At 69.1% G+C, this 15,728-nt stretch carries 15 protein-coding genes; 6 read left to right on the plus strand and 9 right to left on the minus strand.

Annotated features, from left to right (window positions below):
- Window positions 1–21: 21 nt before the first annotated feature.
- From ACFWW9_RS05845 to ACFWW9_RS05880, 8 genes are all read right to left on the minus strand, one after another.
- Window positions 22–834 carry a carbohydrate ABC transporter permease gene (locus ACFWW9_RS05845; protein ID WP_390371968.1) on the minus strand — a complete coding sequence of 271 codons (813 nt, stop codon included), beginning with the start codon at window positions 832–834 and terminating at the stop codon, window positions 22–24.
- Entirely contained in the window at window positions 831–1,715 is an 885-nt protein-coding gene (locus ACFWW9_RS05850; protein ID WP_390371971.1) for a carbohydrate ABC transporter permease, read from the minus strand. The genes ACFWW9_RS05845 and ACFWW9_RS05850 overlap by 4 nt, the downstream gene beginning before the upstream one ends.
- Window positions 1,712–2,953 (minus strand): ABC transporter substrate-binding protein, encoded by a 1,242-nt coding sequence (locus ACFWW9_RS05855; RefSeq protein WP_390371974.1) that lies wholly within the window; start codon window positions 2,951–2,953, stop codon window positions 1,712–1,714. Before ACFWW9_RS05855 ends, ACFWW9_RS05850 begins: the two co-directional genes overlap by 4 nt.
- Before the next feature lie 594 nt (window positions 2,954–3,547).
- Window positions 3,548–4,444, minus strand: a complete 897-nt coding sequence (locus ACFWW9_RS05860) for a glycosyltransferase (protein WP_390372024.1) — start codon at window positions 4,442–4,444, stop codon at window positions 3,548–3,550.
- A gap of 6 nt (window positions 4,445–4,450) precedes the next feature.
- On the minus strand, window positions 4,451–5,266 hold the full coding sequence (locus ACFWW9_RS05865) for an ABC transporter ATP-binding protein (RefSeq protein ID WP_390371977.1): 816 nt from the start codon (window positions 5,264–5,266) through the stop codon (window positions 4,451–4,453).
- Window positions 5,267–5,283: 17 nt separating this feature from the next.
- The gene (locus tag ACFWW9_RS05870; protein WP_390371980.1) at window positions 5,284–6,195 is read right to left on the minus strand and encodes an ABC transporter permease; all 912 of its coding nucleotides are present in this window, start codon (window positions 6,193–6,195) and stop codon (window positions 5,284–5,286) included.
- 59 nt (window positions 6,196–6,254) lie between these two features.
- Complete coding sequence (locus tag ACFWW9_RS05875; RefSeq protein WP_390371982.1) at window positions 6,255–7,118, minus strand: class I SAM-dependent methyltransferase; 864 nt, start codon at window positions 7,116–7,118, stop codon at window positions 6,255–6,257.
- Window positions 7,119–7,218: 100 nt separating this feature from the next.
- On the minus strand, window positions 7,219–7,758 hold the full coding sequence (locus ACFWW9_RS05880; protein ID WP_390371985.1) for a bacterial proteasome activator family protein: 540 nt from the start codon (window positions 7,756–7,758) through the stop codon (window positions 7,219–7,221).
- A gap of 91 nt (window positions 7,759–7,849) precedes the next feature.
- On the opposite strand from ACFWW9_RS05880, the gene ACFWW9_RS05885 reads away from it, so the two are divergent.
- From ACFWW9_RS05885 to ACFWW9_RS05900, 4 genes are all read left to right on the plus strand, one after another.
- Window positions 7,850–9,049 carry a cysteine desulfurase-like protein gene (locus tag ACFWW9_RS05885; protein ID WP_390371988.1) on the plus strand — a complete coding sequence of 400 codons (1,200 nt, stop codon included), beginning with the start codon at window positions 7,850–7,852 and terminating at the stop codon, window positions 9,047–9,049.
- Window positions 9,050–9,067: 18 nt separating this feature from the next.
- Entirely contained in the window at window positions 9,068–9,709 is a 642-nt protein-coding gene (locus ACFWW9_RS05890) for a class I SAM-dependent methyltransferase (protein ID WP_390371992.1), read from the plus strand.
- A 241-nt stretch (window positions 9,710–9,950) separates the two neighbouring features.
- Entirely contained in the window at window positions 9,951–10,793 is an 843-nt protein-coding gene (locus tag ACFWW9_RS05895; RefSeq protein ID WP_390371994.1) for a hypothetical protein, read from the plus strand.
- Between the two features lie 57 nt (window positions 10,794–10,850).
- Window positions 10,851–12,422, plus strand: coding sequence for a hypothetical protein (locus ACFWW9_RS05900; protein ID WP_390371997.1), 1,572 nt, complete (start codon window positions 10,851–10,853; stop codon window positions 12,420–12,422).
- A 54-nt stretch (window positions 12,423–12,476) separates the two neighbouring features.
- On the opposite strand, the gene ACFWW9_RS05905 is transcribed toward ACFWW9_RS05900, so the two are convergent.
- Window positions 12,477–13,448, minus strand: a complete 972-nt coding sequence (locus ACFWW9_RS05905; RefSeq protein ID WP_390372000.1) for an NAD(P)H-quinone oxidoreductase — start codon at window positions 13,446–13,448, stop codon at window positions 12,477–12,479.
- A gap of 57 nt (window positions 13,449–13,505) precedes the next feature.
- Between ACFWW9_RS05905 and ACFWW9_RS05910 the strand changes: the two genes are divergently transcribed.
- Complete coding sequence (locus tag ACFWW9_RS05910; RefSeq protein ID WP_390372003.1) at window positions 13,506–14,138, plus strand: GNAT family N-acetyltransferase; 633 nt, start codon at window positions 13,506–13,508, stop codon at window positions 14,136–14,138.
- Window positions 14,139–14,217: 79 nt separating this feature from the next.
- On the plus strand, window positions 14,218–15,728 hold a 1,511-nt coding region (locus tag ACFWW9_RS05915; protein WP_390372006.1), incomplete at its 3' end, for a M28 family metallopeptidase.

The following is a 15,728-nucleotide window of genomic DNA, read 5'->3' on the forward strand; positions in this document are numbered from 1 at the left end:
TCACGCCGTCGCCAGGTTGAGTCACTCCTTGATGCCGCTCTCCACCACCCCTCGGACCAGGAACCGTTGCAGCGCCAGGAAGACGACGACCAGCGGCAGGATCGACACGGCCGCCGCGAGGAACAGCTCGTGGACGTTGAGGCTCTGCGCGGTGAGGAACACCGACAGCGCGACCTGCACGGTCCACGAGTCCTGGTCCTGCGCGATCACCAGCGGCCAGAGGAACTGGTTCCAGCTCGTCATGAACGCGATCACGCCCAGCGCGGAGAAGAAGCCCCGCGAGTTCGGCACGACGATCCGCCAGTACGTGCCCCAGTGGCCGAGGCCGTCGATGCGGGCCGCCTCCTCCAGGTCCGGCGGGAAGTTCCGGAAGTACTGCCGGAACAGGAACGCGGTGAACCCGCTGAACAGGCCGGGGATCACCAGCCCGCGCAGGTCGCTGACCCAGCCCAGCGTCGACACCACCACGAACGTCGGCACGAACGTCACCGCCGCCGGGATCATCAGCGTCGCCAGCACAGCGGCGAACACCTTGTTCGCGTGCCGGTAGGGGATGCGCGCGAGCCCGTAGCCCGCGAGCGAGCAGAACAGCAGCTGCCCGACCGTCTGCAGGACCGCGACGACGGTCGAGTTCACCATGCTGCGCAGGATCGGCACCGCCGGGTCGGTGAACAGCTCGCCGAAGTTCTCCCAGTGCGGCCGGTCCGGGAACAGCCGCCAGTCGCGCGCGGTGATCTCCGCCTCGGTCGCGAGTCCATTGCGGACGACGAGGTAGAACGGCAGCAGGAACACCGCCGCCACGACCACCAGCGCCAGGTAGCGCAGCGCCTTCACTTGAGGATCACCTTGCCCTGCAAGAGGGTCACGGCCGCGATCAGCAGTGCCAGCAGCACCGCGCCCGCGCCGCCGTGCCCGAAGTCCTGGCCGCCGCTGCCGAGCGACGTGTAGTACAGGTACACCAGCGGTGGCCGCGCGAACGGCGGGTACCCCTGCGAGCTGCCCAGCACGTTGTAGAACTCGTCGAACGCCTGGTACGCCGCGATCAGGTTGAGCAGCAGCACCGCGACCGACGTCGTCCGCAGCTGCGGCAGCGTGATGTGCCGCAACGTCTGCCACCCCGGCTTCGCCCCGTCGATCCACGCGGCCTCGTACAGGTGCTTCGGGATCCGCTGGAGGCCGGCGAGGAACAGGATCAGGTAGAAGCCCAGTTGCAGCCACAGCCGCAGCGTCACCAGCACCAGCCAGTACCACGGCGGGTCGGTAGACCCGATCCACGCGACCGGCTCCGCGCCGAACCAGCCCAGCACGGTGTTCGCCAGGCCGTAGCGGACGCCGTTGAAGATCGACAGCTTCCACACCAGCGACGCGACGACGTACGAGCACGCGGCGGGCAGGAAGAACACCGACCGGAAGAACGCCTGCATGAAGGTGATCCCGTTGACCAGCAGGGCCAACGCGAGCGACAGCACGAACGTCAGCGGGACGATGAACAGCGCGAACAGGCTGAACGTGCCGAGGCTGCGCAGGAACGGCCCGTCGGTGAGCATGTCGACGTAGTTGCCCAGCCCGACGAAGTCCGTCGGCGTGACCGTGTTGCGCGCGTCGAAGAACGACAGCACCACGCTCCAGCCGATCGGCACGTAGACGAACGCCAGCAACCCGAGCGCGAACGGCCCGACGAACAGCCAGAACGCGCGCGTGTTCGCGCGCCTCATCCGTACAGGCGCTTGAGCTCGTCCCGTGCCTTCTGCGCGGCGGCCTTCAGCTCGGTCCCGGCGTCGGCTCCCTCGCGCACCGCGCGTGACACGGCGTCGTTGAACGCGGTGCCCATCGACGGGATCCAGTCCGGCGGGTTCGACGACTTCGCCAGGTCCCGCACGTACTTCACCGCGTCGGCGGCCGCACCCTTGGTCAACTTGTCGGCCTTCGCGGCCAGGCTCTGCCTCGGCGGGATGTGGAACCCGTACGAGAGGTTGAAGTCCTCCTGGTAGTCCGTCCGGTCGATCCACAGCCACTTCACGAACGCCTTGGCGGCGTCCACGTCCTTGCTCTTCGCGTTCACCATCGCCCCAAAAGCCCCGACAGGCACGGAATCCCGCCCGTTCCCGTCGAGCTTCGGCCACGGCAACACCCCGAAGTCGTCGCCCAACGCCTTCTGCACGGCGGGCACGGTCCACAACCCGGTCCACTGCATGGCCACGAGCCCCTGCGTGAACGCGTCCGGCTCGGCCCAGTCCTTCACCGCGCCCTGCAACATCGCCCCGCTGGTGTACAACTCCCGCAACTTCCCGATCGCCACAGCGGCGGAGGGCTCGTCGAACCCCACCTCGTGCTCGGTGGTCACGTAGTCCAACCCGACAGACCACAACGCGGGCCCGCCCAACACGGCGACACCACCATCGTTGCCCGCGAAGATCCCCTTCACATCACCCTTGGTGAGCTTCTTCGCGACATCGATCAACTCGTCCACAGTGGACGGAGGAGAAACCCCGGCCTCGGCGAACATGCTCTTCCGGTAGAACAACATCTGCATGTCAACGGCCTGCGGAATCCCGTAGACCTGCCCATCGATCGTGTGCCCGGCCAGAATCGTGGCCGTGAAGTCGTCCTTGGCAGCACCAATCACGTCGTCCAGAGGCACGATCTGCCCGGACCGAACAGCACTGATCTCCAACGTCGACTCGAACACATCAGGCACCCCACCAGCCAGCAGCCCGGCAGCCAACTTCGAGTCGTAGTCCCCAGGATTCCACTGCACCTTCACCGAGGCCTTGTCATACGCAGCGGCATACCGCTCAACAGCCTGCTGCACCCCCGGCTCCCCATAAGCGTGATACCACTGCTCAAGAGCCTGCCCACCCCCACCCCCACGCCCGGTGTTGGACCCACAGGCAGCAAGAAACCCCGCCAACGCAGCGGCCCCGGCAGCGGACAGCACAGCACGACGACTCATCTCCCCAGAGTTCACGCTCTCCGTACTACTACGGTTGCGCTCCGTGCACAAACGCTCCCACGACCCGAGCACGCAGAGAACCGGATCCAGAGGAGAAGAGGAGAAGGCAGAGAACGAGGAGGGAGGGCAGGGCCTGGAGATGAACAGCCTGGAAGTGGGCAGCCCAGACGTAGCAGGCTTGTTGGGTGGTTTGAGGCTTTGGAGCCGATTGACCAGTGAACCGGCGGCGACGGCCACGGAACGTGGCCGATTTTATTTGGGGGATTTGCCCCTTAAAATTGGAGATCGGGCAGGGCTTTGGGGCACTGCCTTTTGGCCCGATCAAGGGGCAAATCTAGGGGCCCCAAATCAAATCGGCCACAGCACGCTGGAAGCCGCAGCCGCCCGAAGACCCCGCTGGAACCCGACTCGACAGCCAACCCCGCCAACGCCTAAAAGGGGTCCCCCATCGAGCAGGACCCCCCGACGCACAAGGTACAACGCGGCACCGACAAAACCGGTCTACCAGCAAAAACAGACCCGCCAGCGCCATCGAAGACCCACAGCCCAAGCAACCCAACCCAGGGGAGGCGGCGTTCCCCCAGCCCTCAAGCCTCACTTCCGGAAGAAGCGCTCCCTCTGCCCCAACCGCACGAGCTTCAGCCACTCCACGAACGCCTTCGGATCCTTCCGGACGGCGATGAAGTACAGCCCGAACCGGAACACCTCCAAAGCCCCCAACTTCCGCATCCCCGGCTGCGACAGCAGGTACCCGCGGTTCCGGTACGTGTAGTACCGCTTGATCGGGTTCTCCGGGTCCTGCGCGTGGAACCGGCCGCCCAGCATCGGCTTGAACTCGTCCGACCCGTCCGGGTGCAGGTAAGCGACCTTCAGCGACGTCCCGAACCGCAGCCCCGTCCGCACCAGCCTGCGGTGGATCTCCACCTCGTCGCCGCGGAAGAACAGCCGGTAGTCCGGCACGCCGATGACGTCCACGGTCGACGCCCGGAACAGCGCCCCGTTGAACAGCGACGCGATCCCCGGCAGGAAGTCGGTCCCGAGATCCCCGGTGTTCCGCTTCCACGTCAACCCGCGCCGCAGCGGGAACGCCAGCTTGTCGGGGGCCTCGATGTTCGACACCACCGGGGAGATCGCGGCGAGCTTGCGCTTCTCCGCTTCCTCCAGCAGCACCGCCAGCACGGTCTCGTCCGCGGGGCGGCCGTCGTCGTCGGCGAGCCACAGCCACTCCGCCCCGAGCGACAGGGCGTGCAGCATCCCGAGGGCGAAACCGCCCGCTCCACCGAGGTTCCGGTGCGACGCCAGGTAGGTCGACGGGATGGGGCACTGGTCGACCAGGTCCTCGACGGGCTGGTCCGGACCGTTGTCCACGACCACCAGGTGGTCGGGCACCCTGGTCTGCGACGCCAGCACCTTCAGCGACTCCGAGAGGAGTTCGCGGCGGTGCCGGGTCACGACCACGGCGACGACGGAGCCCTTGGGCAGTGCCTCGATCACGGTCTACTCGCCACCATTCGTGCTGAGCACGGGTTCGCCACCGATGCGGGCCAGGGTCTCCGGGCTGAGGTACTTGAACGGGTCGTGGCCCTTGTACGCGGTGAGGACCTCGCGCAGGGAGCCCTGCTGCTTGACCATGCCCTCGTCCATCCAGATCGCCGAGTCGCAGAAGTCGATCAGCGTCTCGTCGGAGTGGTTGGCGAACACCAGCAGGCCGGAGCGCTTGACCAGGTCCTTCAGCCGTTCCCGCGCCTTGGACATGAACGCCGCGTCGACCGCGCCGATGCCCTCGTCCAGCAGCAGGATCTCGGGGTCGATCGACGTCACGACACCCAGCGCCAGGCGGACGCGCATACCCGTGGAGTACGTGCGCAGCGGCATCTGGAGGTAGTCGCCGAGTTCGGTGAACTCCGCGATGTCGTCGACCCGCTTCTCCATCTGCTTGCGGGTCATGCCGAGGAACAGGCCCCGGATCATGATGTTCTCGTACCCGGAGATCTCCGGGTCCATGCCGACGCCGAGGTCGAACACGGGCGCGACCTTGCCGGTGATGCGCGAACTGCCCCTGGTGGGCTCGTAGATGCCCGCGAGCAGCCGCAGCAGCGTCGACTTGCCCGCGCCGTTGTGGCCGACGAGACCGACGCGGTCGCCCTCCTTGATGGAGAGGGTGATGTCGTGCAGCGCCTCGATTATCGGCACCCGGCCCTCGGAGCCGATCTTGCCGCCCACCTTGCCGAGCGCGAGCTTCTTCAACGACCTCGACTTGGCGTCGAAGATCGGGAAGTCGACGGATGCGTTCCAGACTTCGATGCTGACCATAGTTTGTGCGGCCTCACTCAGACCCAGTAGGAGACGCGGGCACGGTAGTTGCGCAGCGCCACGAATGCCAATGCCCAGCCGCCGATGGTGAAACCGCCGACCACGACCCAATGGTGCCAGTACTGCGCGTGCCCGATCAGCGGAGCCCGGACGATCTCCACGAAGTGGTAGAGCGGGTTCAGCTCCGCGATCAGGATGCGCCAGTTGCCCTCGCCGTTGGTGACCTTGTTGAGCACCCCGGTGTGCCACACGATCGGCGTCATGAAGAAGATCAGGTTGATGAAGCTGTTGATCACCGGCGGGATGTCCCGGAACCGGGTGCTGATGATGCCGAACAGCAGCGCCACCCACACGGCGTTGAGCACGACGAGCAGCATCGCGGGGATCACCAGGAGGATCGCCCAGGTGATGCCCGGATGCATGAAGCTGTCGCCCTCCATGTGGTACGGCTTCGTCAACGTGGGGAAGAAGACGATCAGCACGATCACGTAGACGGCGAGGTTGTGCGCGAAGAACAGCAGCTGGCGCCACACCATCCGCAGCACGTGCACGGTCATCGGCGCAGGTAGGTGCTTGATCAGCCCCTCGTTGGCGATGAACACGTCCGTGCCCTCGGTGATCACGCCGAGGATGAAGTTCCAGATCACGAAGCCGACCGTGACGTACGGCAGGAACGTCGCGATGTCCTGGTTGAACAGCGTCGAGTACAGCAGGCCGAGCGCCAGCGCCGTCGAGCCCATGGAGATGGTGATCCACAGTGGACCGATCACCGAGCGGCGGTAGCGCTGCTTGATGTCCTGCCAGCCGAGGTGTCCCCAGAGTTCTCGGTGCTGCCACGCGTCTCGCACATCGGCGAACGCGCGCGCGAAGGTGCGCGAGTTGGACGCGGGTGGAGCTTCAGGTCGGTCGACCGTACTCGTGGGCTGCACGATTGCTGAGACTACCGGCGGCAGGTGAGGGCACTTGCCGCCGGTCGGTCACGGAGCGGTCACTGCCCTTCGGGGGCGGCCAACACGCTGGTCACCCTCACGATCACCTGTTCGTGGTCGTAGGTGTACCCCTCGTAGCTGAATTCGATCCCGGACTTCTCCACGTACTCCATCCAGGCCTTGTGCTCGTGCTGCTCCCAGCCGGGGAAGTTGAAGTACTCGTCGAACGCCACGATGCTGCCCGGCACCAGGCGCGGGCCCACGAGCTCCAGCACGGTCTTGGTGGACGAGTACAGGTCGCAGTCGACGTGGAGGAACGTCACCGGCCCCTCGTGCTCCTCCAGGAAGCCCGGCAGCACGTCGTCGAACCAGCCGACGACCAGTTCCGCGCCCGGCACGTCCGGCAGGCCCTCGACGTTGAACATCCCGGCGGGGAAGCCGTTGCGCCAGTCCTCGGGCAGGCCCTCGAACGAGTCGAAGCCGTACACGTCCTTCTCGCCGCGCGCGGCGGCGATGATCTTCAGGGTGCTGCCGGTGTAGACGCCGAACTCCAGCGCCAGGCCGTCCTGCTCCACCATGCCGAGAGCGAACTCCAGGGTCTGGTGGGGGTGGCCGAACTGCGGCACCTTCGGCATGTGGTCGCGCACGAACTGCGCGCTCTGCAGCGCCGCCTCGCGTTCACCGGCGAACACGAGGTCGCGGCGGGCGCGGATCTCGAACTGCCTGCTGGTCTCCACGATCCGGTCGGACTGGTGCCGCACGTCCTCGCGCAGGCCGTCCAGTTCGCGCTGCAACGCGTCGATCCGCTCGGTCTGCGCCCGGTGGTACGGACCGACGACGTCGTCGATCGCTCGGGTCACCTTGTCCCGGAGGGACCTGCGGATCTGCTCGGCTCGCAGTGAGCGCCGGACTCGGTCGAGCACGTCGGGTTCTCCTCTCGGCGCACCAAAAGTCGCCGCTTCGTCCATCGGTGCGGGTGGCCCCCGTCACCGTCGTGCGTAAGAGGCGCAGTCTGCACCGAACTCAGAGGTACTGGCCAGACCCGGAGATGTGCGGGCCTTCGGGAACGTCGAGTCCGCCGCTGCCGGCGGGCAGCGCGCGACCGCGCATCTGCTCCAACTGCACGCGCGCTGCCATCTGCTGGGCGAACAGCGCCGTCTGAATGCCGTGGAACAGCCCCTCCAACCAGCCCACCAGCTGGGCCTGGGCGATCCGCAGCTCGGCGTCGGACGGGATGCCGTCCTCGGTGAACGGCAGCGACAGCCGCTCCAGCTCGTCGCGCAGCTCGGGGGCCAGGCCGTCCTCGAGCTCCTCGATGGACCGCTTGTGGATCTCCTTGAGCCGCGCGCGGCTCGCCTCGTCCAGCGGAGCGGCCCGCACCTCCTCCAGGAGCTGCTTGATCATCGTGCCGATCCGCATGACCTTCGCCGGTTGCTCCACGAGCTCCGACACGTCCTGCCCGCCGTTGGCCTCGGCGTCGGCGGGGATCCGGGCGGTGCCCACGGGGGTTCCGTCCGGCCCGACCACCACGACGTGCCGCTCGTTCTCGCCTGCCTCGCTCATGCGTCCATCCTGGCCCGATCGGCCAGTCGGCCGCTCACCGGGTCCTGCCCCTGCTGCGAGCGGACGAGCCGCCCTCCGTACGGTGTGCGGCATGGCGTTCGACGTCGCTCGGGTCCGGGGTCTCTTCCCCGCTCTCGGCGACGGCTGGGTCCACCTGGACGCCCCGGCGGGCATGCAGGTGCCGGAGCAGGTGGCCACCGCCGTCTCCACCGCACTTCGCGCCCCGGTTTCCGGACCCGGTGGAATCTTCCCCGCCTCCCAGCGCGCCGAGGCCATCGTCGACGCCGCCCGCCGGTCCATCGCGGACCTCGTGGGCGCCGACCCGGCCGGTGTCGTGCTCGGGCCGAACTCGGCCGTGCTGCTCCAACGGCTCGCCGACGCGCTGTCGGACGGCTGGTTCCTCGGCGACGAGGTCGTGGTGTCCCGGTTGGACCACCCGTCGAACATCGCGCCGTGGCAGCGGGCCGCGCAGCGCACCGGCAGCGTCGTCCGCTGGGCCGAGGTCGACATCGAGACCTGCGAGCTGCCCGGCTGGCAGTACGACGACCTGGTGACGGACCGCTGCAAGCTGGTCGCCGTCACCGCGGCCTCCGGCTCGGTCGGCACCCGCCCGGACCTCCGCAAGATCGCCGAGGCGGCCAAGCGCCGCGGCGCGCTGGTGGTCGTGGACGCCTCCTCCGCGGCCCCGTTCGTGCCGCTGGACATCACGTCGATGGGCGCGGACGTCGTGGCGGTGTCGGCGAACACGTGGGGCGGCCCGCCGGTCGGCGCGCTGGTCTTCCGCGACGCCTCGGTGCTCGACCACCTGCCGTCGTGCTCGGTCGAACCGGGCGCGCGCGGCCCGGAGCGGCTGGAACTCGGCCCGCACGCCTACCCGTTGCTCGCGGGGCTCGTGGCGTCGGTCGACTACCTCGCGGGCCTGGACGACGCGGCGATCGGGCCGAGGCGCGAACGCGTGCTCACATCGTTGGGTTCGGTGAAGGCCTACCAGGCCGGTCTGCTGGCTAATCTCATCAACGAGCTGCGCTCGCTCCGCCACGTCATGGTGATCGGCGACGCCATGCGGCGGGTCCCCGCCCTGGCGTTCACGATCGCCGGGGTCAAGGCGGCCGAAGGCGTCGAGCACCTGTCCGAACGCGGGGTCTGCGCCTTCGCCGACCCCGGCCAGTACGGCGTGTTCTCGGTGCTGGGCGTCGGCGAGGTGGGGGGCGCGATCCGGGTGGGTCTCGCCCACTACACGAACGCGGTGGAGGTCGACCAACTCGTGCGGGCGGTCGCCGAGCTGGGATGAGAGCGGGGAGGCCCTGGGTTGGACGACTCGCTGGCGAGGGAACTCGCGGACCTGGCGGCGTTGCAGCGGCTGGCGCCGCTCCTGTCCCAGTACCTGCCGACCACGGCGCAGGAGTTGCGCCCCGCGGCCCTCGCCGCGGTGGTCGACGAGATCCTCCTCGGCTCCCGCACGGTCCTCGTCGAGTGCGGCTGCGGCTCGTCCTCGGTGATCCTGGCCAGGTTCCTGGCGAAGCGCGGGTTCGGCCACCTGCTGTCCATCGAGCACGACGAGCGCACCGCCGCCTTCGTCGCGAGTCAGCTCCGGCGTGAGGGCCTCGGCCACGTGGCCCGCGTGGTCTACGCGCCGCTGGACGCCCACCCGGCCGCGCTCGGCACGTCCACCTGGTACGCGCCCCGGCTGGTGCACGACGAGGTGTCGGCGTTCGTCGACCGCTACGGCCTGGTCGACCTGCTGCTGGTGGACGGCCCGTCGCTGGGCGACGCCCGCTACCCCGCGCTGCCGGTGCTCCGGGCGGTGCTCGCGCCGGGCGCGGCCGTGCTGGTGGACGACGCCGACCGGCCGGGCGAGCAGGCCGTGCTGGTCCGCTGGGCGGAGGAGTTCTCGCTCCGCTTCCGGACCACCCCGCGCACCTCGTTGGCCAGCGCCCTGGCGCTCGACTGAGGACTACTCTGCGTTCCCACGATTCTCGACTACTGCCTCGTAGAGTAATTTCCGAGATCGTGTTTGGAAAAAGTTCGGCCGTTTGAGCTGGGACTTCTCACTTTCTTCCACTTTCAGGTGAACCGGCGCGGAGGGGTTAACGAACCTCTCCCCGTACAGGTGCTGATTCGTGGAGGGAGGTGATTCCATGAAGAAAACCAGTTCTACGCTGATCCGACGGACGCTCATTTCCGCCGGATTCGTGATTGGTTTCGGTGTGCTCGCGGTGGGCACGGCGAACGCCGATGAAGATCATTCCTCGGGTCTGCTCGGCGGCCTTTCCCAGGTCGTCTCGCCGGTGGCCGACCAGCTCTCGCCCGTGACGAGCGGGGTGAGCCGGGCCGTGTCGCCGGTGACCGACCGACTCGCACCCGTGGTGAGCGGGGTGACCGCGGTGGCGGAACCGGTGCTGGAGCCCGTGACCACAGCGGTCCGACCTCTGACCGAGCCGCTGCGACCCGTGGTCGACCAGCTCGTGCCCACCGTCAACGGCGTGTCGGACGTGCTGGCCCCCGTGCTCGAACCGCTGAGGCCCGTGACGGAGCCCTTGCTGGCCCCGGTGGTCCAGGCGGCCGACCAGGCGCTCCCGGTGGCGACACCGGTCGTCCGGCCGGTCACCGAACCCCTGGCCCGCCAGGCGGACGCCCCCGTGGCGCCCGTGGCTCCCGTCGTGCCGGTGGTCCCGGTCGTTCCGGTGGACCTCTCACCGTCGACCGCGCCGGCTCCGTCGGAGGGTCGCGCTTCGACGGGCCACGCCTGGGAAGTCGCTTCGACGGGACTCCCGGCCGTGACCCCGCCCGCAGCGCACGCCGCACCTGCTTCGCCGTGGTACCAGGGCGGTTCGCCCGCGGTGCCGCGTGATGTGCCGCTCGTCGTGCAGGGCACGACGACGTCGGCGTCGGCCGGTGGCCTCAACGCCCCCGCGTCGGCGGACGTCCCCGGTTCGCCGAGGACGACGCCGTACGAGGGTGGCGCGACCGCTCCCGCCGATGGGCCGGCACGCGGGTCGTGGTTCTACGACTACGGCCTTCACCATCCCAGTTGACCCGACCTGACAACCAAGCCGACAGATCACCAAGCTTGTTCGTCAGGAAGGTTCGACATGCACAAGTACGTCCAACGCGGTTTGCTCGCCGCGGTCCTGTCCGGCGGGTTCGTCCTGCTCGGCCAGACGATGGCGAGCGCCGACACGGGAACCAACGCGGGACCGCTCGGCCTCGGTGGCGTCGTCCACTCGGTGACGTCCACCCTCGGCGGCAACGGGGGTGACTCGGGCAACGGTGGCAACGCCTCCAGCTCCAACACCGCGACCTCGGGCAACTCCGGCAACTCGGGCGACTCCGGTTCCACCGGTGGCAACTCGGCCTACGGGCTGTGCGTGCTGGCGGAGTGCACCACGAACGTGAGTTCGGGCGACTCCGGCAACACCGGCGCGACCGGCGACACGGGCAACGCCTCCAACACCAGCACCACCGGTGGCGGCAACTCGGGTCCCGCGGGTGATGGTGGGAACGCGCTGGCCGGCGGCGGCTCCAACGCCGTCGCCCAGGGTGGCAACGGCGGTGACTCGGGCAACGGCGGCAACGCCTCCAGCTCGAACAGCGCCACGTCCGGCAACTCGGGCAACTCCGGTGACTCGGGCTCGACCGGTGGCAACTCGGCCCTCGGGCTGTGCGTGCTGGCGGAGTGCACCACGAACGTGAGTTCGGGCGACTCCGGCAACACCGGCGCGACCGGTGACACCGGCAACGCCACCAACACCAGCACCACCACCGGTGGCAACTCCGGCTCGGCCGGTGACGGCGGCGACGCCATCACCGGTGGCTCCCACGACAAGGGGAACCAACGCGGTTCCGACCTGCTCGCGGTAGCCGGTGACGGCGGCAACTCGGGCGACGGCGGCAACGCCACCAGCTCGAACTCCGCCACGACCGGCGACTCGGGCAACTCCGGCGACTCGGGGACGACCGGCGGCAACACCGCCGGTGTGTTCACCCTGGGCGGCGGCAAGCACTGGAACCACGACGAGTCCACCACCACGGTGACGTCCGGCGACTCGGGCAACACCGGTGCGACCGGCGACACCGGCGACGCCACCAACCACAGCACCACCGTGGGCGGCAACTCCGGCCCCGCGGGTGACGGCGGCGACGCCATCGCCCTCGCGCCGAAGACGCACGACAAGTGGGGCCACGAGAACAAGTGGGGCCACGGCAACGACTGGAACCACGGCAAGAAGTGGAACCAGCAGTCCGACCTGTTCGCGATCGCGGGCAACGGCGGCAACTCGGGCGACGGCGGCAACGCCACCAGCTCGAACAACGCCACCTCGGGCAACTCGGGTGCGTCGGGCGACTCCGGTGACACCGGTGGCAACACCGCCATCACCTACACCGATGGCCGGAAGTGGAACGACAACCACGGCTGGAACAACGGCGGCTGGAACAACTCCGGCTGGAAGAACGACTCCGGCTGGAAGCACGAAGGCTGGAACAAGCACAACGGCTGGAAGCACCACGAGGGCACCAAGTCGTGGACCTCGGTGACGTCGGGCGACTCGGGCAACACCGGGCCGACCGGTGACACCGGCGACGCCTCCAACCACAGCTCCACGGTCGGTGGCCACTCCGGCCCCGCGGGCAACGGCGGCGACGCCTGGGCCGTGCGGGTCTGAGCTGACCACGAGGTGATCTGAGAGCGGGGCCGACACAGCGTCGGCCCCGCTTTCCTATGCCTTGAGCAGGAGCTTGCCGAACACGTCGCCGCCGCTCTCCAACGCCCGGTGCGCCGCGGCGGCCTCGCTCATCGGCACGACGTCGTGGACGATCGGCTTGACCTTCCCGGCGGCGACGAGCGGCCACAGGCCCTCGCGGACGGCCGCGACGATCTCGCCCTTGCTGCCCGGCCCGTCGACGGGCCTGCTGCGCAGCCTGGTGCCCGAGACGGTGCCCAGCTTCGCCATCAGCTTGCCGAGGTTCAGCTCGCCGGAGACGCCGCCCTGCAGGCCGATCACGACGAGCCTGCCGCCGAGCGCGAGCACGTCCACGTTGCGGTCCAGGTACTTCGCGCCCATGTTGTCCAGCACGACGTCCGCGGCCTCCACCTCCGCCACGAAGTCCTGCTCGCGGTAGTTCACGGTGATGTCCGCGCCCAGTTCGGCGCACCGCGCGAGCCGCTCGGCCGATCCCGCCGTCACGGCCACCCGCGCGCCCAGTGCCTTGCCGACCTGGATGGCGTGCGTGCCGATGCCGCCCGCGCCGCCGTGCACCAGCAGCAGTTCACCCGCGGAGAGCTTCGCGTGCATCACGACGTTCGACCACACCGTGCACGCCACCTCGGGTAGCGCGGCGGCGGTGACCAGGTCGACGCCGTCGGGCAGCGGCAGCAGTTGCGCGGCGGGCACCGCGACCTTCTGCGCGTAGCCGCCGCCCGCGAGCAGCGCGCACACCTCGTCGCCCACCCGCCAGCCCGTGACGCCCTCGCCGAGCGCGGCGACCGTGCCGGAGCACTCCATGCCGAGGATCTCCGACGCGCCCGGCGGCGGCGGGTAGAAACCCTGGCGCTGCAACAGGTCCGCGCGGTTCAGCGCGCTCGCCGCCACGTCCAGCAGCACCTCGCCCGGCCCCGGAACGGGATCCGGCACCTCGGTCCACTCCAGCACGTCGGGGCCGCCTGGTTCACGAATCGTGATCGCGTACATGGCTTCGACGGTAATCCGGTCGCCCGCCGCCCGCCGCACCCGGCAACATGACCGGGCATGGACCCGTGGCCGTTCAGACACCTCGTGCTCCGCACCCCTCGGCTGGAGCTGCGCCCGGACGACGACGCGGGCCTGCTCGACCTCGCCGAGGAGGCGCGCCGCGGCGTCCACCCGCCGGAGGAGATGCCGTTCGGCATCGCCTGGACGGACGCGCCGCCGGAGGACCTCGGGCGCAACGTGCTCCAGTTCTACTGGCGAGTTCGCGCCACCCTCACCCCGGCCGACTGGACGCTGAACTTCCTCGTGCGCCTCGACGGGCGGGTGATCGGCACGCAGGGGTTGACAGCGCGGGACTTCGCGATCGGCCGGGAGGTGAGCACCGGGTCGTGGATCGGTCTACGGCACCAGGGCAAGGGGTACGGCACCGAGATGCGCGCGGCCGTGCTGCTGTTCGCGTTCGACCACCTCGGCGCAGGTCGGGCCCGGTCGTCGGCGCACATCGGGAACCCGAAGTCGAACGGCGTCAGCCGGAAGCTCGGGTACGTCCAGGACGGCACCGAACTGCTCGTCCGGCGGGGCGAGGCGACCGAGGACGTGCGGTTGCTGGTCACCCGTGACCGGTTCGTCCGACCCGCCTGGGAGTTGGATGTGACGGGGATCACCGAGTGTCTCGATCTGCTCACCACCTGAGAACCCTCCGAGTGACGGATTGATTTCGGACAGTCGATCTATGCATGGTTCTGCATCCGAACGATTGGGGAGCTCGATCATGTCCGGAAGAACACGACGCGCTGGGTTCAGCGCGATCGCGGCCGCCGCCGCACTGGCGCTCATCGCCGCGCCGACCGCCTACGCGGGACCGACCGCCGAGCCCGAAGGACCGGCACTGGCGAAGAAGCTCGTCAAGGCCGTCTCCGGTGACGGCGTCAACCGCCACCTCATCGCGTTCCAGCGCCTCGCGGACCGCAACAACGGCACGCGCGCGGTCGGCACGCCCGGCTACGACGCGAGCGTCGAGTACGTCGCGGGCAAGCTCCGCGGCGCGGGCTTCGACGTGACCACGCCGGAGTTCACCTACCCGGTCCAGGTCACCGACGCGGCCACCGCCGAGGTCGGGGCGGCCACGTACGAGGCCATCCCGCTGGAGTTCTCGCCGCAGACGCCGGTCGGGGGTGTCACCGGCCCGCTGCGCGTGGTCCCCGAGGACGCCACGCCCGGTTGCGAGGCCAGTGACTTCGCCGGCCAGGACTTCACCGGCTCGATCGCGCTCATCCGGCGCGGCGCCTGCACGTTCGACATCAAGCACCGCAACGCGGCCGCCGCGGGCGCCATCGGCGTGATCATCGCGAACAACGTCGACGGCAAGCTGTCCGGCGTGACGCTGGGCGCGCCGGGCGTCGTCCCGACCGGTGGCGTCAGCAAGGCCGACGGCACCACGCTGTTCGGCAACGCGGGCCAGTCGGTCACCCTGGACCTCCGCTTCCACGAGGACATCAAGACGGCGCGCAACGTCATCGCGCAGACCAAGACGGGCCGCAAGGACAACGTCGTGATGGCGGGCTCGCACCTCGACAGCGTCGAGGCCGGTCCGGGCATCAACGACAACGGCACGGGCTCCGCGTCGCTGCTGGAGCTGGCGCTCCAGCTCGGCGGCAAGCCGAAGGTCAACAACGCCATCCGCTTCGGCTGGTGGGGCGCCGAGGAGCTGGGGCTCATCGGGTCGACCGAGTACGTGAAGTCGTTGACGTTCGAGCAGCAGCTCGACATCGCGCTGTACCTGAACTTCGACATGGTCGGCTCGCCGAACGCGGCGTACTTCGTCTACGACGGCGACGACTCGGACAAGGTCGGCGCGGGCGCCGGTCCGTTCGGCTCGGCCCAGATCGAGAAGGCGTTCGTCGACTACCTGAAGGTCGGCAAGAACGTCGAGACCGAGGGCACCGACTTCTCCGGCCGTTCGGACTACGGCGAGTTCATCAACGTCGGCATCCCGGCCGGCGGCCTGTTCACCGGCGCCGAGGGCATCAAGACCCCGGCGCAGGCGGCGAAGTGGGGCGGCACGGCAGGCGTGGCGTACGACAAGTGCTACCACCAGGCCTGCGACAACCTGGGCAACATCGACCGGGTCGCCCTGGACCGCAACGCCGACGCCATCGCGTGGGTGACCACCTCGTACGGCATCAGCACCGAGGACATCAACGGCGTCCCGCCGCGGCCGAAGCGCGCGGAGGCGCGTGCGGCGAAGGCCAAGGTCGCCAAGGCCGCCGTCCACTCGCACGG

The sequence above is a fragment of the Umezawaea sp. NPDC059074 genome (assembly GCF_042738955.1).
Taxonomy (GTDB): Bacteria; Actinomycetota; Actinomycetes; order Mycobacteriales; family Pseudonocardiaceae; genus Umezawaea.

Excerpts from the sequence above, each read along its gene's own strand:
- ACFWW9_RS05850 (WP_390371971.1), bottom strand. The coding sequence starts at position 1,715 with ATGAGGCGCGCGAACACGCGCGCGTTCTGGCTGTTCGTCGGGCCGTTC.
- ACFWW9_RS05910 (WP_390372003.1), top strand. The coding sequence starts at position 13,506 with ATGGACCCGTGGCCGTTCAGACACCTCGTGCTCCGCACCCCTCGGCTG.
- ACFWW9_RS05885 (WP_390371988.1), top strand. The coding sequence starts at position 7,850 with ATGGCGTTCGACGTCGCTCGGGTCCGGGGTCTCTTCCCCGCTCTCGGC.
- ACFWW9_RS05865 (WP_390371977.1), bottom strand. The coding sequence starts at position 5,266 with ATGGTCAGCATCGAAGTCTGGAACGCATCCGTCGACTTCCCGATCTTC.
- ACFWW9_RS05880 (WP_390371985.1), bottom strand. The coding sequence starts at position 7,758 with ATGAGCGAGGCAGGCGAGAACGAGCGGCACGTCGTGGTGGTCGGGCCG.
- ACFWW9_RS05905 (WP_390372000.1), bottom strand. The coding sequence starts at position 13,448 with ATGTACGCGATCACGATTCGTGAACCAGGCGGCCCCGACGTGCTGGAG.
- ACFWW9_RS05900 (WP_390371997.1), top strand. The coding sequence starts at position 10,851 with ATGCACAAGTACGTCCAACGCGGTTTGCTCGCCGCGGTCCTGTCCGGC.
- ACFWW9_RS05855 (WP_390371974.1), bottom strand. The coding sequence starts at position 2,953 with ATGAGTCGTCGTGCTGTGCTGTCCGCTGCCGGGGCCGCTGCGTTGGCG.